Source organism: Microbacterium sp. EG9 (assembly GCF_059759475.1).
The window spans coordinates 2,849,834-2,869,082 of record NZ_CM186217.1; the positions used below are offsets into that span (position 1 = coordinate 2,849,834).

The window sequence follows — 19,249 nt, forward strand, 5'->3', positions numbered from 1 at the left end:
TTTCTGAGGGTGCGGGGTGTTCAGCGGGCGAGCCAGCCGCCGTCGACGGCCAGGACGACGCCGTGGATGTAGGCGGCCGCGTCGGAGGCGAGGAACAGCGCCGCGCCGGCGATGTCCTCGGGGGTCCCCCATCTGCCCGCGGGGATCCGGTGGGAGACCTCTCGCGAGCGCGCCGCGTCGGCCTTGAGCTCTTGGTTGAGCTCGGTGTCGATGTATCCGGGGGCGATGGCGTTGACGTTGAGACCGCGACCCGCCCACTCGTTCGACAGCGCCTTGGTCAGCTGCGCGACGGCGCCTTTGGAGGCCGCATAGGCGGGAGCGCGGAAGCCGCCGACGAACGACGTCATCGATGCGATGTTGATGATCTTCCCCGCCCCGTTGCGCAGCATGTCGCCGCCCAGCGCCTGACTCAGCCGGAACACGGCACGCAGGTTGATCGACAGGATCCGGTCGAACTCGTCGAGGGGGAAGTCGGTCGAGTCGTGCCACGCCTGCAGTCCCGCGTTGTTCACCAACACGTCGACGCCGCCCGCGGCCCGCACCTGCGCGATGACCGCTTCCACGTCGTCCGGCAGGGTGAGATCCGCCGCGATCCGCCGCACTCTCGCCGCATCGCCCGCCCGGTCGCTGCGCTGCACCGACGTGACGTCCGCGCCCGCGGCGACGAAGGCGTCGACGATGGCCTGACCGATGCCGCGCGAGCCGCCGGTGACGAGGACGCGCGCGCCGGAGAAATCGAAGGCGGCCGTGCCCGATCCCGTGTTCGAGGTCATTCTCGTCCCAATCATTCGAGCGGTTGAGGTGCTCGTATGATCATTTGTACGGGATGACGCCGTCCCGCGCAAGAACGAGATCGCGCGGGGCGGAACGGGGTCAGGCGCTCACGCGCTCAGGATGGCCTCCGCGAGCCGCCGATCGGCGATCAGCTCATTGACGTAGCCGGCACGCGTGGCGGCGATGGTGGCCTCGGCACGCGCCGCCCCGAAACTGCCGGCGATCAGCCGCGGGATCCTCGCGAGCTGATCCAGGGGGATGCCGACGACGCGATTGCCGATGACGGAGTCCTCCGGCACACCGTCGGCGTCGAACAGCCGCCCGTTCATCTCGCCCACCACGCCGAGTTCGCTGGCGCGAGCGCGGTCGCGCTCCGAGGCGGCCGCGTACACCGCGGACTCGTCCGGACGCCACGCGCCGATCGAGATCGCCGCGACGTCGATCGCATCGAACATCGCCGTGGCGGCGGAGATCATCGGCTGGCCGAGGAGCGAGCGCAACGCGCCTTCGTCCGTGACGAGCAGCGGAGACGGGATCGCATAGGCGGCTCCCCCGGACGCGCGCGCGATCCGGCGCACGAGCTCCGAGCTGTCGGGGAGATCGGCGCTGTTGCCGGCATGTCCGGCGAGCTGGACGGTCACGCACTTCGGGAGACGTTCGAGGTGCCGCGTCATCGCGACGAGCGCACGGCTCCACGACATCCCGATGACGTCGCCGGGGTGGACGGTCTCCTCCAGGATCCGCGCCATCGTGGCGCCGATGATGTCGACGACGTCGGCCGGGTCGGAGGAGTCGACGACCCATGCCGCGGTCAGCCCCAGCTTTGCCCGCAACCGCTCGCTGAGCCCGAGGTTCACGCCGTCCAGCGAACGCACCTCGATCTTGACGATCTCCAGCTCACGCGCCCGTTGCAGCAGCCGGGCGACCTGGAATCGACTGATCCCGTGCTGCTTGGCGATGTCGACCTTCGACTCGTCCTTCAGGTAGTAGGCGTGAGCCACACGGGTGATGAGTTCCTTCGAGAGGAGCGGGTCGGTGGCGGCGATGTCGGTCATTGTGGCTTCCTTGCACATGCATCACGTGGCGGGGGAGAACAGTCAGCATCCAGTGTGACACAAAAGCGCTCATATGAGCGACTCTGATTCGAGAGGCATGACGACCATGAGTAGCTCCACACCCCGCCCCCGCGGCCGCGTCGTCGTCACCGGAGCGGGCGGCGCGATCGGCGGGGCCATCGTGGCGACGCTGCGGGAACGAGGCTACGAGGTCTTCGCCACGGATGTCCGCCCCTCCGCTGACGACTCCGCCGGCGTCGTCGCCGCAGATCTCAGCGATGCCGATGGCCGCGCCGTCGTCGCCACCGCGCTCGAGGGCGCGGTCGGGCTCGTGAACGCCGCCGGCATCGCACTCTCCGCCCCCGTCGACGAGATCACCGACGACATGTGGGACCGCACGATCGACGTGAACGTGAAATCGGTGTTCCATCTCTGCCGCGCCGCCGGCAAGGGACTGGTCGACGGCGGCGCGATCGTGAACATCGCCTCGACCTCGGCGCACCTCGCGCGCTTCCCCGCCTCCATGGCGTACTCGGCCTCGAAAGCCGCCGTGGTGAACCTCACCAAGGCGTTCGCCCGGGAGCTGTCGCCTCGCATCCGCGTGAACTCGGTCTGCCCGGGCCTGATCGCGACCCCGATGCAGACATCCGTCATGGAGAAGGTCGCCGAGGACACGGGCCGCGCCCTCGCCGACGTCCGCCGCGACGCCGCCGCCGGCATCGCGCTCGAGCGTCTGGGCTCGACCCGCGAGGTGGCCACCGCGATCGCTTTCCTGCTCGGGTCGGACGCCGCGTACGTCACGGGAGCTTGCCTCGACGTCGACGGCGGCCTCAGCATGCGGTAAGCGCTCATACGAGCGCCACAATGGGATAAAGACTCTCATATGTGAGCACCTGTGCTAGCTTTCCCTCAGAGTTCGAGCCTGCGTCAGGCACGAGAGCCGTGTGAACGAATCGGAGATGATTCATGCCTCAGTCAGACACCCCGCCGAATGTGGTGTTCATCATCACGGATCAGCAGCGCTGGGACACCATCGCCGCGCTCGGGCACTCGCATGCCATCACGCCCCACCTCGACCGCCTCGTGCGAGAAGGCACCGCCTTCACCAACATGTACGTGACCTCACCGTCGTGCGCGCCCTCCCGTGCGAGCCTGTTCACCGGCCTGTACCCGCACACCACCGGCGTCTACCGCAACGACGACGTCTGGCGACACTCCTGGGTCGAGCGCGTCGCCGCTCAGGGCTACCGCTGCGTGAACGTCGGGAAGATGCACACGTTCCCCTATGACGCCGCCGTCGGATTCCACGAGCGCCACGTGATGGAGAACAAGGATCGCGGCAATCCCGAGCTGCCTTTCCTCTTCGACAACTGGGACAAGGCGCTGTGGAGCCACGGGTACGTCAAGCCCGACCGTCGGACGCTGCGCGACGTGCCCGACTACCAGGATCGTCTCGGGGCGTTCGTCTGGGAGCTTCCCGAGGAGCTGCACGTCGACAACTTCGTCGGGAACATGGCGCGGCACTGGGTGGACGTCTTCCCGGGTCTGACCGACCTCCCCTTCTTCCTGCAGATCGGCTTCCCCGGGCCGCATCCGCCCTACGACGCCGTGCCCGCGCATCTCGATCTCTTCGAGGGGCGAGAGGTGCCGGGGCCGGTGAACTCCGCGGCCGACCGTGACGGCCAGCCGTCCGTGCTGAAGGCCCTCCGCGCCGAGCACGTGCGCAACGACCACGACTCGGTCGTGCACGACGAAGACCCCGAGCGCCACCGGAGCCTGCGACAGCGCCGCCACTATCTCGCGAACATCTCCATGATCGACGCGCAGATCGGCCGCCTGCTCGACGCCCTCGAGGCGCGGGGAGTGCTCGACAACACGGTCGTCATCTTCACCTCCGACCACGGAGACACGCTCGGCGACCACGGCCACAGCCAAAAGTGGACGATGTACGAGGGAAGCGTGCGCGTGCCCGCCATCGTGTGGGGCCCGAAGTTCGTCCGCCAGGGATCGCGGGTCGACGGCCTCGCCTCGCTCTTCGACCTCGGCCCCACGATCCTCGAGCTCGCCGGCGCGGACATCCCCCCGTGGATGGAGGCCACCTCACTGCGCGGGGCGCTGACGGGCGACGGCTGGGAGGGACGCGCGCACGTCTTCGCCGAGCACGCCCGCGACATGATCCTCACCGAGACGGCTCTGATGACCATGGTGCGGGACACGGAGTGGAAGCTCGTGGAGTTCATCGACTCCGACGAGGGTCAGCTGTTCGACCTCCGCACCGACCCGCACGAGGAGCATTCGCTGTGGGACGATCCCGCCGCGGCCGGGACCAAAGCCCGCCTGAAAGAGGTGATCTCCCGCTGGCGCGCGGAGAGCGCCCTCAGGACGGCGGGCTGGGCGTCGTCCTCCGTGTGAACGAGCGCCCACCCCCCTCAGGAGCCGGCGGCGATCGCGCGGATGACGCGCGCCAGCAGCGGACCGAGGGTCGCCTCGGCCGACTTCCCGGCCTCCAGCACCTCCTGGTGGCTCAGCGCCCCGGACTGGAGGCCGGCGCCGAGATTCGTGATCAGCGACAGCCCGAGGACCTCGAGCCCCGCCTCGCGGGCGGCGATCGCTTCGAGCGCGGTGGACATCCCGACGAGGTCGCCGCCGAGGCCGCGGAGCATGCGGACCTCGGCCGGGGTCTCGTAGTGCGGACCCGTGAGCTGCACGTACACGGCCTCGCCGAGCTCCGGCGCGACGGCGTGCGCGAGGGTGCGCAGCCGCGACGAGTAGAGGTCGGTCAGATCGATGAAGCGGGCGCCGGTCACGGGAGACAGCGCGGTGAGGTTGATGTGATCGGTGATCAGTGCCGCCGTGCCGGGGATGCGGTCGGGGTCGAGGGCGCCCGCGCCGTTGGTGAGGATCATCGTCTTCACACCCGCGGCGGCGGCCGTGCGGACGCCGTGGACGGTCGCGGCGACGCCGTGTCCTTCGTAGAAGTGGGTGCGCGCGCCGAGCACGAGCACCCGGGTCCCGTCATCCGTGACGAGGGAGCGGAGCGTTCCGGCGTGCCCCTGGACGGCGGAGGCACGGAAGCCCGTGACCTCGGCGGCGGGGATGTCGGCGACGGTGGTGCCGAGGTGCTCGACGGCCGTCTTCCAGCCGCTGCCGAGCGTCACGGCGATGTCGTGCTCGGCGACGCCGGTCAGACGTGCGATGTCGGCAGCAGCAGCGGCGGCCTGGTGGGTGGGGGACGGTTCAGACATCGGGGAGCCCTCTCTGGGTCGGATCGGTCATTCGGAGGCGAGGATGACGTCGGCGCGCTCGCGCGCGTCGTCCTCCTGCGGCGAGGCATCCATCGTCACGAGCGCGATCGTCTGCGCCGGCAGGGCGATGGTCTGCAGCGGGCTGAATCCGGAGACGACGCCGGCACCGACGTCGAGGCCCCAGAAGGAGAGGTGCGAGGACGACGTCGGGATCACCAGCTCGTCGGATGCCGGGACGTCGTCGATCGTCAGACGGACGCGGGCCCGACGGTCTTCCGCGGCGTGCAGAGTGAATCCGACGGTCTGCGCATCGGGCGGGATCGGCCGGTCGCCGACCAGCGCCAGGTGCGTGTCGAGGAGCTTGTGCTCGAAGCGCAGCACGCCGCCCTGCACCGACAGGAAGTAGCCGCCCTGCGCGTTGCCGGAGGACAGGATGGTTCCCGTGAGGGCGCTGACGTCGGCGGCGAGCCGGGCGCGGACGGTCAGGGTGCGGTGGGAGCCGGTGACCCCGGTCGCGCCGGGGACGTGGCTCTGACCCGGACGCAGCTCGAGACGGTCCTGCGCGATCAGCCCGTGCGGGCCGGCGAGCTCGATGAGAACGCGCAGCGGGCGATCATCGAGCGGCAGGACGTCGTGACGGCCCGCCTCCTGCCACCAGAGGTCCTGAAGCCGGCGGAGCACGTCGGGGTGCTCCGCGGCGACGTCGCGCGCCTCGGCGAAGTCGGTGCGCGTGTCGTAGAGGCGCCAGGTGTCGTCGGCGTACGGCGCTCCAACCTCGTGAGCCGTCACCGCACGCCACCCGTCGTGCCAGATCGCGCGGTGGCCGAGCGTCTCCCAGTACTGCGTGGTGCGGCCGACGGGGGCCGTGGCATCCACGATGCTCTCGGCGAGACTCTCGCCGTCCATCCCGTCGGGAGCGGTCGCCCCGATGAGGTCGTAGAGCGTCGGTGCGAGGTCGACCACGTGCATGAACTGAGTCCGCACCGCGGCCCGCGACGTCTCGGGCGTGGAGATGACGAGCGGCGAGCGCACGCCGCCGAGGTCGACGAACTGCTTGTAGCGCCGGAAGGGCGTGTTCCCCGCCATCGCCCATCCCTCGGGATAGAGCGCGCCGCCGGTGACCGAGCCGACCCTGTCGAGCTCGCCGACCATCGCCGCCGCGGGGCGACGGATGCCGCTGTACGGTCCGTTGGTGTCGACGTCGCCCGTCGGGCCGCCCTCGCGCGAGGCGCCGTTGTCGGAGAAGAGCGCGAACACGGTGTCATCGGTCTGACCGAACTCCTCCAGGGCGTTCAGCAGCCGTCCGATCTGCGCATCCGTGTGCTCGAGGAACCCGGCGAAGGCGGACTGCAGGTGGGTGAACACCTCGCGCTCGACGTCGGTGAGCTCCTCCCACGCGCTGACGCCCTCGTTGCGCTCGGTCAGAGGCGTGCCCGACGGGACGACGCCGGTGAGGATCTGCCGCGCGAGGCGCTCTCGTCGCGTCTGGTCCCACCCCTTCGCGAACTCGTCGAGGTACTTGTCGATGAACGCGCGCGGCGCCTGGAACGGTGCGTGGGTCGCCCCGAAGGCCACCTGAAGGTAGAACGGATCGTTCGGCCGGAACGAGAGGTGGTCACGCAGGTACGAGATCGACTTGTCGACGAGATCCTCGCTGAGGTGGTACCCGTCCCGCGTGGGGGTGGGGACGGCGTGGTTGTCCTCGTAGAGCTCCGGCTCGTACTGGTCGGTGCACCCGTCGAGGAAGCCGTAGTAGCGGTCGAAGCCGAGCGCCAGCGGCCAGTTGCCGTGCGGACCCGCGGGAGTGATCTCGTGGAGCGGGGCGAGGTGCCACTTGCCGACGAGATAGGTGCCGTACCCCTGCTCGCGCAGCACCTGCGGCAGCACGGGCGTTCCCGCCCGCACCGATCCGCGGGAGTTCGGGAAGCCGGTGTCGGTGTCGGCGAGGAACCGCATCCCGACGGCGTGGTTGTTCTTCCCGGTGAGGAAGGAGGCCCGCGTCGGCGAGCACAGGGGGGTGACGTGGAAGTTGCTGTATCTCACCCCGTTGTGCGCGAGCGCGTCGATGTGGGGGGTGGCGATCTCCGAGCCGAAGCATCCGAGATCGGACCACCCCGTGTCGTCCAGGATCACGACGACGAGGTTCCGTCGCGGCGTCGTGTTCGGCTCGGGCCACCACGGGACGGAATCCGCCACGGTGGTGCCGACGGATCCGCGGAAGGAAGGGTCGAGGGTCGTCATCGGTGACTGCTTTCTGCGGGGGACGGCACGGTCACCGGGCGGCCGGGGCCGTCGCGGGCGCGCTCGGGGCGGCGATGGAGACGGTGTGGCGCGGCTTCACCGTGATGGTGAACACCAGGGCGATGACCGCGATGAAGGCGATGTACATCGACACCGTCCAGGTCGCGCCGTTCGCGGCGCCGGTGAGCGCTTGAGCGATCACCGGGCCGAAGCCGCCGCCGAGCACGGTTCCGAGCTGGAAGCCGACGGACATGCCCGAGTAGCGCACGCGCGGCGGGAAGTAGTGGGCGAACAGTGTGGCCTGCTGGCTGAACAGCGTGCCGATGATGAGACCGGAGATGCCGGTGGCGAGGAACAGGCCCCCGACGGTGGCGGTTCCGATCAGCAGGAACATCGGGAACGCCCACAGCACCAGGGCGACCAGTCCGACGACGAGGACTGCACGCTGGCCGACACGGTCGCCGAGACGACCGGCGATGGGCGTGATGATGAGGCTCGTCACCGACGAGAGGATGTTGGCGAGCAGGACGACCGTCGGGTCCATGCCGAGGACGTTGGAGGCGTAGCCGAGCACGAACACGCCGACCACGAGTCCGAGGGTGGCGTCGCTGGCGTGGATGAAGACGGCGGCCAGGATCTGCGCGGGATAGCGACGGACGGCCTCCCAGACGGGGACCTTCACCTTGTCGTCGGCGGCTTCGATCTTCTCGAACTCGGGGGACTCGTCGACGCTGAAGCGCAGCCAGATGCCGACCAGCAGCAGGATCGCGCTCGCCAGGAACGGCACGCGCCAGCCCCACTCGACGAGCTGTTCGAGGCCGATCGTGGCCGTCAGCAGCGCGACGGAGCCGCTGGACAGGATGACGCCGATCGGCGCGCCGGCCTGCACGACACTGCCGAAGAAGCCCCGCTTCCCGTCGGGCGCGTGCTCGACGGCGAGGAGGGCGGCGCCGCTCCACTCCGCTCCGATGCCGACGCCCTGCGCGACACGCAGAACGACCAGGAGGATCGGGGCGACGACGCCGACCTGGGCGTAGGTCGGCAGGAATCCGATGATGAGCGTGACGCCACCGGTGAGCATGAAGCTGAAGAGCAGGATCCGCTTGCGGCCGATGCGGTCGCCGAAGTTGCCGAGGATGATGCCGCCGAGCGGACGGGCGATGAAGCCGACGGCGAAGGTCCCCAGCGCGAGGAGCGACGCGACGCCGGGGTTGTCCTGGGGGAAGAACACCCGCCCGAAGACGAGGGCGGACAGCGTTCCGAAGACGAAGAAGTCGTAGTACTCGAGGATGGAGCCGATCGTGGCGCCGGCGAGGGCGCGGGTCGACATCTGCTGCTTCGTGAGCACTCGCGGGCGGTGCGGTCGGTTCATCGGTCACTCCAGTGTGAGGCGGGGCGGGAAAAATATCGCTGGAATCGATTCCGGGAATCGATTCCGCTACGGTAGGGGATCAACAGGGCATCATGCAAGCGGTGTTCGATTCCGCCCCACCGTCGGGAACGCGAACGTCCACCGGATACCGTGGTGTGACCACGACGTGAGGAGGAACTCGCATGGCTGCATCGCGACCGGCCACCTCTCCGTCGGCACCTTCCCCGGGGACGGCCACCATCGTGGACGTCGCCGCGTTGGCGGGCGTCTCGCGCACCACGGTCTCACGCGTCCTCAACCATCCCGACCTCGTCCCCGCCGACACGATCGCCCGCGTCGAGGGCGCGATCGACGAGCTCGGCTTCCGGCCGAGCAGCCGCGCCCGCGGCCTGCGCACGGGACGTTTCGACACCATCGCACTGCTGGTCGGCGATGCGTCGCAGCCGTTCCAGAGCGCCGTCGCGAAGGCGGTCGCGCGCGCCGCGGAGGCACGCGGCCTCAACGTGCTGCTCTGCGATCTCGATCACAGCGAGGAGCGGCTCATCACGTTCCTGCGTCAGCTTCCTCGTCAGGGCGTCGACGGGATCGTGATCTCCACGGGCGACGACGTGTCGCGCTCCCGCGCGGGCGCCGTCATCGCGGAGACCCGCGCCGGCGGAACGCCGATCGTCATCTCCGGCCGCCTCCCCGAAGACGACCTGTTCGGCGTGGGGGTGGACTTCACGTCCATCGCCGACGCGGCCACGACCCGGCTCATCGAGCACGGGTCGCGGCGGCCGATCCTGCTCATCGGCGACGCCGACACCTACGTGGGTGCGCGGTGGGCAGCCGGCTATCGCGCCGCGGTCGAACGAGCGGGCCTCGATGCCGTCGTCCTCCAGACGCAGTACTCCGACGCGACCTCCACCCAGCTCGTGCTGGGCGAGCTGTCAGCGAGCACGCCGGCGGACGGGATCATCGCGGGCACCGTACCCCTCGCGCTCAGTGCGGTCCGCGCGGCGCACCACTGCGGTCGCCTCGTGCCCGACGACCTGGCCATCATCGCGTGCGAGCAGGTCGGGCTGGCCGAGCTCGTCACGCCCGCGGTGTCGACCATCGGCGTCACGGCCGAAGCCAGCGGCGAGGCGCTGGTCGAACACCTGTCCCAACTGATCGCGGGCCGCAACCCCCCGCACGCGACGCTGCCCCACCTGCTCTCGGAGAGACAGACCACGCGGCATCCGGCAGAAGGCGAGACCAGGTGAACCCGCGCGCAGGCCGGACCCTCCGGTGGATCTACCGGCACGGAACGGAGCCCGACCCCCGGTTCACCCTCGCGAACGAGCGGACGTTCCTCGCCTGGATCCGCACGTCGCTCGCTCTCATCGCGGGCGGGGTGGCGTTGGAAGCGCTCGGGCTTCCGCTGCATCCCGTTCTGCGCCTGACGGCCTCCCTCATCCTCCTCGCCACCGGAGCCGCGCTGCCGCTGCTGGCGTGGGTGGGCTGGGGCCGGGCCGAGAGGGCGATGCGGCAGCAGACGCCCCTGCCCGTACCCGTCGTCGCCCTCCCCCTCGCGGTGGTCCTCGCCGTGGTGACCGTGCTGATCGTGCTCGGGCTCCTCATCGCCTGAATCGCCATGACCGAGATCTTCGACCCTGGGCTCCAGCCGGAGCGGACGCTGCTGGCGTGGCGGCGCACCCTCCTCACGATCGGCGGAGCGGGGCTCATCGCGCTGCGGCTGCTGCCGTCGGCGCTCGGCCCCTGGGCGCTGCCGGTCCCGCTCGCGATCATCGCCACCGCCGTCGCCCTCCACCTCCTGAGCGAACGACGGTTCCGGCACACGTATCGCGAGCTGACCGCCAATCGCGTCGTGCCCACGGTCGGGATGCTGACGCTCGTCCTGGCCGGGCTCGTCGCCGGCGGTGGCGTCACCGCGATCGTCGCCGTCCTCGTCCTGGCCGCACAGCACACACCGGGGGCACCATGACGACGGGACAGGACGGCGGGTCGTGCGGCCCGAACTGCTCGTGCGGAGGACCGCGACGCGACGCGTTCGTCGCGCTCGGCCCCGTGCGCCGTGCGGACGACGGTTCGGCGAGGGCCGCCGCTCACGACATCGAACAGATCCACGTGCCGGCGGGAGCGTTCCTGATGGGCGACTCGTCGGGCGATGCGAACGTCGGCGACGGCGAGATCCCGGTGCATGCCGTCGAGCTCGCCGCGTTCGACATCGACGCGACCACCGTGACCAATGCGTCCTTCGCGGCCTTCGTGGAGGCGACCGGCTACGTCACCGACGCGGAGGCGTTCGGCTTCTCCGCCGTGTTCCACCTCGCGGTCGCCGCCCCCGCGGAGGACGTGCTGGGCAGGGCGCCGGGAACGCCCTGGTGGATCGGCGTGCGCGGGGCCGACTGGCGGCATCCCGGAGGGCGCGCGTCGACCGTCGACGACCTGCCCGACCACCCGGTCGTCCACGTGAGCTTCAACGATGCGATCGCCTACTGCGACTGGGCGGGACGCGCGCTGCCCACCGAGGCGCAGTGGGAGTACGCCGCTCGCGGCGGGCGGGAGTCCGAGAAGTACCCCTGGGGGGAGCGCGAACCCGGGACCGACGGTTGGCCCGTGAACATCTGGCAGGGCGAGTTCCCCCGCGTGAACACGATGGACGACGGCTATCTCACGACCGCCCCGGTGCGCTCGTTCGCCCCCAACGGCTACGGCCTGTGGCAGCCCGTGGGCAACGTCTGGGAGTGGTGCGCGGACTGGTTCGACCCCGACTACTACGCGCGCTCGCCGCGGGTCGACCCGCCGGGGCCTGCGACCGGCACCTCCCGCGTCCTGCGCGGCGGGAGCTATCTGTGCCACGTCTCGTACTGCAACCGCTACCGGAACTCGGCGCGCTCGCAGAACACGCCGGACTCGTCGATGGGCAACGCGGGCTTTCGCACGGTCTCGCGTCCGCGCTGACGCCGGACGGAGAGTCGGGATGCGCGGTGACGCCGCCGTCCGCCGGTGCGCCCGCGTACGTGATGTCGATCGCGGTCGTGCACATCGGGAAGGCCCTCGCCGCTCAGAAGGGGGGCGGGTCGTTCGGTGTGGCGGTGGTGGGGACGAATCGGACGCGGCTGGGTGGGCGGTCTTCGTAGTGGCGTCCGGTGGGTGAAGTCCACTGGAGGGTTCCGCCGCCGAGGTGTCGGACCCGCCAGGCGGTGTGGTGCTTCGCGGTGTGGTGGCGGCGGCACAGGTGGGCGAGGTTGTCGGGTGCTGTGGGGCCGCCTTCTGCGGCGGGGGTCGTGTGGTCGCGGTCGCACCGGTGGGCGGGGCGGGTGCAGCCGGGCGTGCGGCAGCGTTCATCCCGGGCAGCGAGGTAACGGCGGATCTCGGCGGACGGCCGGTACCGGTCGACGGCGACGGGGATGCCGGTGGTCGGGTCGGTGAACACCCGATCCCATCCGGGTGCAAGCCCTGCCAACCGGCGGGCAAGTCCCGGGTCGATGGGCCCGTACCCGGCGAGGAGGGCCGGGCCGCTGTTCGGGTCACCGGCGAGGGTGAGGGCGGGGATCGTCACCTGGATCTGCGCCGTCACCGCCTCGATGCCGGTGCCGGTGGCGCGGGTGGAGGCAGTGGCGGTCAGGAGCAGGTCGGTGAGGATGTCCGCACGCACCTGCGCCAACGTGCGGGAATCCTTCACGGCGGTCGTGGCCGTGGGCGTGGTCGCGCAGGTCAGGTCGGTGGGGCGGGCGGGGCCCGTGGTGAGCGTCTCGCCACACGGGCCGCCACTCGTGCCCCGCGCGACGCGCGTGTTCACATCGGTGTCGACATCGGTGTCGACATCGGCGAAGGCAGCTGCCTCGGTGGCATCCGCGTCGGAGTCGCTGCCCTCGTCGGGCTGGTCGAGGATCGCCCGGCCCCGGGCGGTCAGGGTGTCGTGGATCGCGTGGGCGAGCGGGGCGGGAAGATCCGCGATGAGTCTGGCCATCCCATCGTCGAGAGGGAACAACCGGACGGAGCGTTCGTCATACGCGCGCTGCGCGGCCTCAGTGAACGCGGCCGGGTCGATGGTCGCGGCGATCGCCTTCGCCGCCGCGCTCATCCGCGCAGGCGACTCCGACCGGGCCGCCTCCAGAGCGAGGGTCTCGTACCGTGCCCGGTCTGATTCAGAGGTGAGAAGCGTGCCCGTGCGGCTGATCGCCCACGCATGACCGGCATCGATCTCCCCGCCCGCCCACACCTCAAACGTCCGCGGGAACAGGGTCGTCAGCAGGTACGCCTCCGACATCCGCCGTTGCACACCCCGATCCGACACCCGCAGCGCCATCGCGAGCTCCAACGCGACTTCCCGCAACGGCAGATCCGCATCCGACGACCGCACCGCCCCACCCCGTTGCTGCGCCTCCTGACGCAGCAACGCCGCACGTTCCGCCACCAGTCCCACGGCATCGGCCAGCAACCTCGCCTCGGCAGCTTGCGCCTGAGCCGCACGACGCCGCGCATCCAGGACACCGGTCACCACGGCATCCAGCCCGGGCCATCCGAGCTCAGCCGGGGACGATACCGAAGACGGCGGATCGATCAGCGCGTGCATCATCACCCCTGACCCGGCCACGACCGGAGGACAGGACCCGCAACAGAAGGTGGGCACGCGCGGGGTTTCTTCACCCCACTATAGAACAAACATTCGAAACACGCAAGAGCGACATCGAAACGGTCCGCTCACGCGAGGCCCGGCAACGCCGCCGCGAGACCGTGCACGAGGATCTCCACGCCGATCGCGAGGATGAGGAAGCCCATCACGCGCGTGATGGCGCCGACGCCCGTCGCACCGAGCTTCTCGGTGAGGGGCGTCCCGTAGCGCAGCAGCACCGCGATCGCGGCGGCGATGACGAGCACGGCCGCGACGATCGCGACGCGGTCCAGGATGCCGGGATTGCGCGCCGCGAGACCGACGACGACGCCGATCGCGCCCGGGCCGGCGATGAGCGGCAGCGCCATGGGCGAGAAGCTGATGTCCGTCTTCGTCGCGGCGTGCTCCTTCTCGGCATCCGAGGCCCCCGCCCCCAGAGCGCGCGGCACGACCATGCCGAACCCGGCGTGCATCACGACCAGGCCGCCCGCGATCTGCAGCGCCCCGAGCGAGATGCCGAAGAACTCGAGGATCAGCGTGCCGAGAAGGGCGAAGACGGTCAGGATCACCGCGACGTAGACGCCCGTGAGCCACGACTGGCGGCGGCGGTCCGCCTCGTCGAGATGCGCCGCCAGACCCGCGTAGGCGGCGACCGCGCCGATCGGGTTGGTGATCGGGACGAGCGCCGCGAGCGCGGCGACGAAGACGCTCAGCATGCCTTCATTGTGGCGCAGCCGGCCCGCTCGATCAGTCGAGCAGCAGCGCGGGCTCCTCGAGGATCGACGCGACATCGGCGATGAACCGGCTCATGCCGTCACCGTCGATGACGCGGTGATCGAACGAGCCCGAGACCGTCGTCACGAACCGCGGACGCACCTCGCCGTCGACGACCCACGGCTTCTGGCGGATCGTGCCCATCGCGACGATGCCGGACTCCCCCGGGTTGATGATCGGGGTCCCGGCATCCATCCCGAACACACCGATGTTCGTGATCGTGATCGTGCCGCCCTGCTGGTCGGCCGGGGTCGTCTTGCCCTCACGGGCGGTCAGCGTCAGCTTCTCGAGCGCCTTCGCGAGCTCGCGGAGGTTGAGGTCCTGCGCGTCCTTGATGTTCGGCACGAGCAGGCCCCGGGGCGTCGCGGCGGCGATGCCGAGGTTGACGTAGTTGCGCACGCGGATCTCGGCGGAGCCGTCCTCCTTGTCGATCCACGCGGCGCCGATCAGGGGCGTGCGCCGGACCGCCCAGATCACGGCGCGCGCCATGATCAGCAGGGGCGACACCTTGATGTCGGCGAAGTCGGGCGAGGCCTTCAGCCGCTTGACGAGCTCCATCGTGCGGGTCGCGTCGACATCGGTCCACACCGAGACGTGCGGCGCGGTGTAGGCGGAGCGCACCATGCCGGATGCCGTGGCCTTGCGCACGCCCTTGACCGGGATCGCCTCCTCGCGCTCGCCCACGGGCGGAGCGGCGGGCGCCGGCGCGGAGACCGGGATCGTCTGCTCGCGCTCGGCGGGAGCGACCGGCGTCGCGATGTTGCGGAAGACGCTCGCCTGCTCGGCGTGGCGCACGACGTCGTCGCGGGTGACCTCCCCGGCGGGACCGGTCGGGGTGACCTCCGACAGCGTGACCCCGAGGTCGCGCGCGAGCTTTCGCACCGGCGGCTTCGCGACCACGCCGACCGACGCGCGCACCGTCTCGCCCCGCTCGGCGGGGCGCTTGCGGCGGGAGGTGGCCCCGGCACCCGTGCCGTAGCCGACGAGCACCGCACCGCCGTCGTCGTCGGATGCCGCGGCCTGCTCGGCCGGGGCGGGAGCGGATGCCGCGGCATCCCCCGCGCCGCCGCCGATGGTGATGATCGCCGCGCCGACCGTGACGGTCTGCCCCTCGGGCGCGAGCAGCTCGCCCACGGTGCCGGAGAACGGCGAGGGCAGCTCGACGAGCGACTTCGCGGTCTCGATCTCGACCAGCACGTCGTTGACCTCGACGGTGTCACCGGGCGCGACGCGCCACTGCACGATCTCGGCCTCGGTGAGTCCTTCACCGACGTCCGGCAGGTGGAAGATCTGCTCGCTCATGTCGTGGTTCTCCTTCGCGGCGGACGTTCAGTAGGCGAGGGCGCGGTCCACGGCCTCGAGGATGCGGTCGGCATCCGGGAGGTACGTGCCCTCGAGCTTGGCGGGCGGGAACGGCACGTCGAAGCCCGACACGCGCAGCACGGGCGCCTCGAGCGCGAAGAACGCGCGCTCCATGACGGTCGCCGCGACCTCAGAGCCGACCGAGGTGAATCCCGGTGCCTCCTGCGCGTAGACCATGCGGCCCGTGCGGCGCACCGAGTCGAGGATGGGGCCGTAGTCGATCGGCGACAGCGAGCGCAGGTCGATCACCTCGCACGACGTGCCCTCGCTCTCGGCCAGCGCCGCGGCCTGCAGGAGCGTCGTCACCATCGCGCCGTGGCCGACGAGCGTGACGTCAGTACCCCGGCGCACGAGGCGCGAGGCGTGCAACGGCAGCGGCCGCTCGTCGACGTCGACGTCGCCCTTCATCCAGTACTTCGCCTTGGGCTCGAGGAAGATCACCGGGTCGGGCGAGCGCACGGCATCCTGGATCATCCAGTACGCGTCGTTCGCCGTCGACGGCGACACGACCCGCAGGCCCGCCGTGTGCGTGAAGTACGCCTCCGGGCTCTCCTGGTGGTGCTCGACCGCACCGATGTGGCCGCCGTAGGGGATGCGGATGACGACGGGCATCTGCAGCGCGCCCTCGTGCCGGTTCGTCAGCTTCGCGAGCTGCGTCGTGATCTGGTCGAACGCGGGGAAGACGAAGCCGTCGAACTGGATCTCCACGATCGGCCGGAAACCCGCCATCGCGAGACCGATCGCCGTGCCGACGATGCCCGACTCCGCCAGCGGGGTGTCGAGCACCCGCCGGTCGCCGAACTCGGCCTGCAGGCCCTCGGTGACGCGGAACACGCCGCCGAGACGACCGATGTCCTCGCCCATCAGCAGGACGTGGTCGTCGGCGGCCATCGCGGCGCGCAGGCCCGCACTGAGGGCCTTGGCCAGGGGCATGGACTCGACCATCAGACGCCTCCCTCCAGCGATGCCTCGTAGGCGGCGAGCCAGCGCCGCTGCTCCACCATCAGGGGGTGGTCCTCACTGTAGACGTGGGCGAACATCGAGTCCGGCTCGATCGTGCCCAGCGCGTTGGTGCGCACCCGCACGTCGTCGGCGTAGGCCTGCGCGGCGGCATCCACGTCGTCGAAGAAGGATGCCGCGGCCCCCCGGCCCTCGAGGTACGCGCGCATCCGCGCGATCGGGTCGCGGCGGGCCCACGACTGCTCCTCGTCGGAGGTGCGGTACTTGGTGGGGTCATCGCTCGTGGTGTGGGCGCCCATGCGGTAGGTCATCGCCTCGATCGCGCGGGGACCGTCGCCGGCGCGCGCCTCGTCGAGCGCGAGCCGCGACACCGCGTAGCTGGCGAGCACGTCGTTGCCGTCGACGAGGATCGACGGCATGCCGTAGCCCTCGGCGCGGCGGTACAGCGGAGCGCGCGACTGGGTGGCGACCGGCACCGAGATGGCCCAGTGGTTGTTCTGCAGGAAGAAGACCTGGGGCGTGCGGTACGTGTTGGCGAACACCATCGCCTCGTGCACGTCGCCCTGGCTGGACGCGCCGTCGCCGTAGTAGACGACGACCGCCTCGTCGCGGTCGACGTCGCCCGTGCCGGTGCGGCCGTCGAACACGAGCCCCATGCCGAAGCCGGTCGCGTGCAGCGTCTGCGACCCGAGCACCAGCGTGTAGATGCGCACGTTGCCGTTCCTCGGGTCGGTGGGGTCCCACCCGCCGTGGGTGAGACCGCGCATCACGCGGATGATGTCGATCGGGTCGACGCCGCGGGTCGTGGCGACGACGTGCTCGCGGTACGAGGGGAAGAGGTGGTCCTGCGGGCGGGCGGCGCGCACCGACCCGACCTGCGCGGCCTCCTGACCGAGCGACGGCGGCCACAGTGCGAGCTGGCCCTGTCGCTGCAGGTTGGTGGCCTGCCGGTCGAACGCGCGGACGACGACCATGTCGCGGTAGAACGTCTCGAGCTCGGCATCGGAGAGCGCGTCGATGAGCGGCAGATAGCGCTCGGCTTCGGGCGTGGGGGCGAACGTCCCGTCCGCCGCCAGGACGCGCACGAGGGCCGGGTCGTCAGGCGGGGTCATGTTCCCACGCTAACGCCCTCCGCATGCGTCGTACTGCATGGGATCGACAACGGGAGCCGCGATCCGCCGTGCCCGCGCCACAACGCGCCGGGGCAAACCGCGCGACGGGGAGTTTCGGACGCCTCTGGCGACCGAAACGGCGTGGGGGCGGGTTTCGGGCGCTCGGGGCGTCCGAAACTCGGGCGAGAAGGCCTCAGCGCGGCGCGACGGATGCGGCGACGCGCACGATCGTGTCGAGCGCCTCGTGCTCACCGATGGAGATGCGCACGCCGTCGCCCGCGAACGGGCGGACGATCAGCCCGGCCTCCTCGAACGCCGCGGCGACCTCGAGCGCGCGCTCCCCGGCGGGCAGCCAGACGAAGTTGCCCTGCGCCTCGGGGACGTCCCAGCCGGTCTCGCGCAGCCGCGCGGCGAGGTCGTCGCGGTGCCCGGCGAGGGTGCGCACGCGCTCGAGCAGCTCGTCCTCGGCGTCGAGGCTCGCCAGGGCCGCCTCCTCGGCGGCGGCCGTGACCGACAGGGGGATGCCGGTGCTGCGCGCGGCCGCGAGGATGCGCGGGTCGCCCACGGCGTAGCCCACGCGCAGGCCCGCGAGGCCGTACGCCTTCGAGAAGGTGCGCAGCACCACGACGTTCGGGTGCCCGGCGGCCAGCACCGCGGGACCGGAGACGGCGTCGGGATCGGTGACGAACTCCGCGTAGGCCTCGTCGAGGACCACCAGGACGTCGGCCGGCACCCGGGCGAGGAAGGCGTCGAAACCTGCGGCGGTCACGACGGGACCCGTCGGGTTGTTCGGACTGCACACGATGACCATGCGGGTGCGGTCGGTCACGGCATCCGCCATCGCCTCGAGGTCGTGGCCGCCGTCCACGTCGTTCGGAACCGTGACGGCGGTGGCGCCGGCGACCGTGGCCAGGCTCGGGTAGGCCTCGAAGGAGCGCCACGAGAAGAGGATCTCGTCGCCCGGTCCGCTCGTGGCCTGTGCCAGCTGGAAGAGGATCGACACCGATCCGGCCGCGATGTGCACGGCGTCGTCGCCCACCCCGAAGCGCTCCGCCAGGCGCGCGCGCAGGCGCGGCGACGACGCGTCGGGGTAGCGGTTGACGGCGACCGCCGTCTGCACCGCCGCCACGACGCTCGGCAGCGGCGGGAACGGGTTCTCGTTGCTGGACAGCTTGAACGCCTCCGCACCGGCCTGCTTGCCCTGCTTGTAGGCGGGGAGGGCGGCGATCTCGGGGCGGATGCGGACGGGCAGCTCGGTCACGGGACGAGTCTACGAGGGCGCCGCGCGACGCGTGCGGGACGACGCCTTCCCGGCGGCGCGGCCGCGTGGAACACTGGAGGGACCATGCGCTTCATCGTCCGCGTCGTCGTCAACGCCTTCGCCCTCTGGGTCGTGACGCTCCTGCCCGCCCTCGAGGTGGGGGTGACCCCGTTCGCCCCCGGCGAGACGCTGCAGCTCGTGCTGACCCTGCTCGCCGTCGCGGCCATCTTCGCCCTGGTGAACACGATCATCGGGACGGTCATCAAGATCGTCGCCTTCCCGCTGTACATCCTGACGCTCGGACTCATCTCGTTCGTCATCAACGGCCTCCTGCTCTGGATCACCGCGTGGGTCACGAGCTCGTGGGGCTGGGGGCTCACCGTCGGGGACTTCTGGCTCGGCGTCGTCGCGGCGATCGTGATCTCGCTCATCAACTGGGTCTTCGGCATCCTGCTGCGACCCCAGGAGAAGAAGCGCCGCTGACCGGCGG

The 19,249-nt window shown here is 70.8% G+C and carries 18 protein-coding genes; 7 read left to right on the plus strand and 11 right to left on the minus strand.

Going from position 1 to position 19,249, the window contains the following annotated elements; all coding sequences use genetic code 11:
* Positions 1-20 precede the first annotated feature (20 nt).
* Positions 21-773: an SDR family NAD(P)-dependent oxidoreductase gene (locus AC6CQV_RS13415; protein WP_101305334.1), complete on the minus strand. Its 753-nt coding sequence runs from the start codon at positions 771-773 to the stop codon at positions 21-23.
* Positions 774-881: 108 nt separating this feature from the next.
* The gene (locus AC6CQV_RS13420; protein ID WP_157831545.1) at positions 882-1,829 is read right to left on the minus strand and encodes a sugar-binding transcriptional regulator; all 948 of its coding nucleotides are present in this window, start codon (positions 1,827-1,829) and stop codon (positions 882-884) included.
* Positions 1,830-1,935: 106 nt separating this feature from the next.
* Between AC6CQV_RS13420 and AC6CQV_RS13425 the strand changes: the two genes are divergently transcribed.
* Positions 1,936-2,673: an SDR family NAD(P)-dependent oxidoreductase gene (locus AC6CQV_RS13425; RefSeq protein ID WP_498259717.1), complete on the plus strand. Its 738-nt coding sequence runs from the start codon at positions 1,936-1,938 to the stop codon at positions 2,671-2,673.
* Between the two features lie 122 nt (positions 2,674-2,795).
* Entirely contained in the window at positions 2,796-4,241 is a 1,446-nt protein-coding gene (locus AC6CQV_RS13430) for a sulfatase family protein (protein ID WP_498259718.1), read from the plus strand.
* 17 nt (positions 4,242-4,258) lie between these two features.
* Here the strand turns inward: AC6CQV_RS13430 and AC6CQV_RS13435 are convergent, their stop codons facing one another.
* Genes AC6CQV_RS13435 through AC6CQV_RS13445 form a run of 3 tightly spaced genes read right to left on the minus strand, consistent with a single transcriptional unit; the run spans position 4,259 to position 8,687 of the window.
* On the minus strand, positions 4,259-5,074 hold the full coding sequence (locus AC6CQV_RS13435) for a purine-nucleoside phosphorylase (RefSeq protein ID WP_492490992.1): 816 nt from the start codon (positions 5,072-5,074) through the stop codon (positions 4,259-4,261).
* Positions 5,075-5,101: 27 nt separating this feature from the next.
* Positions 5,102-7,315, minus strand: coding sequence for an arylsulfatase (locus AC6CQV_RS13440; RefSeq protein ID WP_498259719.1), 2,214 nt, complete (start codon positions 7,313-7,315; stop codon positions 5,102-5,104).
* A 31-nt stretch (positions 7,316-7,346) separates the two neighbouring features.
* On the minus strand, positions 7,347-8,687 hold the full coding sequence (locus tag AC6CQV_RS13445; protein WP_498259720.1) for an MFS transporter: 1,341 nt from the start codon (positions 8,685-8,687) through the stop codon (positions 7,347-7,349).
* 182 nt (positions 8,688-8,869) lie between these two features.
* Here AC6CQV_RS13445 and AC6CQV_RS13450 point away from each other — a divergent pair, with 182 nt between their 5' ends.
* Genes AC6CQV_RS13450 through AC6CQV_RS13465 form a run of 4 tightly spaced genes read left to right on the plus strand, consistent with a single transcriptional unit; the run spans position 8,870 to position 11,633 of the window.
* Positions 8,870-9,931 (plus strand): LacI family DNA-binding transcriptional regulator, encoded by a 1,062-nt coding sequence (locus tag AC6CQV_RS13450; RefSeq protein WP_498259721.1) that lies wholly within the window; start codon positions 8,870-8,872, stop codon positions 9,929-9,931.
* Positions 9,928-10,296: a YidH family protein gene (locus AC6CQV_RS13455; protein WP_191009390.1), complete on the plus strand. Its 369-nt coding sequence runs from the start codon at positions 9,928-9,930 to the stop codon at positions 10,294-10,296. The genes AC6CQV_RS13450 and AC6CQV_RS13455 overlap by 4 nt, the downstream gene beginning before the upstream one ends.
* A gap of 6 nt (positions 10,297-10,302) precedes the next feature.
* Positions 10,303-10,653: a DUF202 domain-containing protein gene (locus AC6CQV_RS13460; RefSeq protein ID WP_101305326.1), complete on the plus strand. Its 351-nt coding sequence runs from the start codon at positions 10,303-10,305 to the stop codon at positions 10,651-10,653.
* On the plus strand, positions 10,650-11,633 hold the full coding sequence (locus AC6CQV_RS13465; protein ID WP_498259722.1) for a formylglycine-generating enzyme family protein: 984 nt from the start codon (positions 10,650-10,652) through the stop codon (positions 11,631-11,633). Before AC6CQV_RS13460 ends, AC6CQV_RS13465 begins: the two co-directional genes overlap by 4 nt.
* Positions 11,634-11,736: 103 nt before the next feature.
* Here AC6CQV_RS13465 and AC6CQV_RS13470 read toward each other — a convergent pair whose 3' ends face one another.
* The 6 genes from AC6CQV_RS13470 to AC6CQV_RS13495 form a co-directional block, all read right to left on the minus strand.
* Positions 11,737-13,179: an HNH endonuclease signature motif containing protein gene (locus AC6CQV_RS13470; protein ID WP_498259723.1), complete on the minus strand. Its 1,443-nt coding sequence runs from the start codon at positions 13,177-13,179 to the stop codon at positions 11,737-11,739.
* Positions 13,180-13,379: 200 nt separating this feature from the next.
* On the minus strand, positions 13,380-14,006 hold the full coding sequence (locus AC6CQV_RS13475; protein ID WP_101305324.1) for a MarC family protein: 627 nt from the start codon (positions 14,004-14,006) through the stop codon (positions 13,380-13,382).
* A gap of 31 nt (positions 14,007-14,037) precedes the next feature.
* Positions 14,038-15,366: a dihydrolipoamide acetyltransferase family protein gene (locus tag AC6CQV_RS13480; RefSeq protein WP_498259724.1), complete on the minus strand. Its 1,329-nt coding sequence runs from the start codon at positions 15,364-15,366 to the stop codon at positions 14,038-14,040.
* Positions 15,367-15,393: 27 nt separating this feature from the next.
* Positions 15,394-16,371 carry an alpha-ketoacid dehydrogenase subunit beta gene (locus tag AC6CQV_RS13485; protein ID WP_060959764.1) on the minus strand — a complete coding sequence of 326 codons (978 nt, stop codon included), beginning with the start codon at positions 16,369-16,371 and terminating at the stop codon, positions 15,394-15,396.
* The gene (locus AC6CQV_RS13490) at positions 16,371-17,498 is read right to left on the minus strand and encodes a thiamine pyrophosphate-dependent enzyme (protein ID WP_498259725.1); all 1,128 of its coding nucleotides are present in this window, start codon (positions 17,496-17,498) and stop codon (positions 16,371-16,373) included. Before AC6CQV_RS13490 ends, AC6CQV_RS13485 begins: the two co-directional genes overlap by 1 nt.
* 193 nt (positions 17,499-17,691) lie before the next feature.
* Complete coding sequence (locus AC6CQV_RS13495) at positions 17,692-18,759, minus strand: histidinol-phosphate transaminase (protein ID WP_061782412.1); 1,068 nt, start codon at positions 18,757-18,759, stop codon at positions 17,692-17,694.
* Positions 18,760-18,843: 84 nt separating this feature from the next.
* On the opposite strand from AC6CQV_RS13495, the gene AC6CQV_RS13500 reads away from it, so the two are divergent.
* Positions 18,844-19,242 (plus strand): phage holin family protein, encoded by a 399-nt coding sequence (locus AC6CQV_RS13500; RefSeq protein ID WP_060959767.1) that lies wholly within the window; start codon positions 18,844-18,846, stop codon positions 19,240-19,242.
* Positions 19,243-19,249: the final 7 nt, after the last annotated feature.

Excerpts from the sequence above, each read along its gene's own strand:
- AC6CQV_RS13420 (WP_157831545.1), bottom strand. The coding sequence starts at position 1,829 with ATGACCGACATCGCCGCCACCGACCCGCTCCTCTCGAAGGAACTCATC.
- AC6CQV_RS13465 (WP_498259722.1), top strand. The coding sequence starts at position 10,650 with ATGACGACGGGACAGGACGGCGGGTCGTGCGGCCCGAACTGCTCGTGC.
- AC6CQV_RS13460 (WP_101305326.1), top strand. The coding sequence starts at position 10,303 with ATGACCGAGATCTTCGACCCTGGGCTCCAGCCGGAGCGGACGCTGCTG.
- AC6CQV_RS13485 (WP_060959764.1), bottom strand. The coding sequence starts at position 16,371 with ATGGTCGAGTCCATGCCCCTGGCCAAGGCCCTCAGTGCGGGCCTGCGC.
- AC6CQV_RS13440 (WP_498259719.1), bottom strand. The coding sequence starts at position 7,315 with ATGACGACCCTCGACCCTTCCTTCCGCGGATCCGTCGGCACCACCGTG.
- AC6CQV_RS13425 (WP_498259717.1), top strand. The coding sequence starts at position 1,936 with ATGAGTAGCTCCACACCCCGCCCCCGCGGCCGCGTCGTCGTCACCGGA.
- AC6CQV_RS13475 (WP_101305324.1), bottom strand. The coding sequence starts at position 14,006 with ATGCTGAGCGTCTTCGTCGCCGCGCTCGCGGCGCTCGTCCCGATCACC.
- AC6CQV_RS13450 (WP_498259721.1), top strand. The coding sequence starts at position 8,870 with ATGGCTGCATCGCGACCGGCCACCTCTCCGTCGGCACCTTCCCCGGGG.
- AC6CQV_RS13490 (WP_498259725.1), bottom strand. The coding sequence starts at position 17,498 with ATGACCCCGCCTGACGACCCGGCCCTCGTGCGCGTCCTGGCGGCGGAC.
- AC6CQV_RS13445 (WP_498259720.1), bottom strand. The coding sequence starts at position 8,687 with ATGAACCGACCGCACCGCCCGCGAGTGCTCACGAAGCAGCAGATGTCG.
- AC6CQV_RS13435 (WP_492490992.1), bottom strand. The coding sequence starts at position 5,074 with ATGTCTGAACCGTCCCCCACCCACCAGGCCGCCGCTGCTGCTGCCGAC.
- AC6CQV_RS13415 (WP_101305334.1), bottom strand. The coding sequence starts at position 773 with ATGACCTCGAACACGGGATCGGGCACGGCCGCCTTCGATTTCTCCGGC.
- AC6CQV_RS13480 (WP_498259724.1), bottom strand. The coding sequence starts at position 15,366 with ATGAGCGAGCAGATCTTCCACCTGCCGGACGTCGGTGAAGGACTCACC.
- AC6CQV_RS13500 (WP_060959767.1), top strand. The coding sequence starts at position 18,844 with ATGCGCTTCATCGTCCGCGTCGTCGTCAACGCCTTCGCCCTCTGGGTC.
- AC6CQV_RS13430 (WP_498259718.1), top strand. The coding sequence starts at position 2,796 with ATGCCTCAGTCAGACACCCCGCCGAATGTGGTGTTCATCATCACGGAT.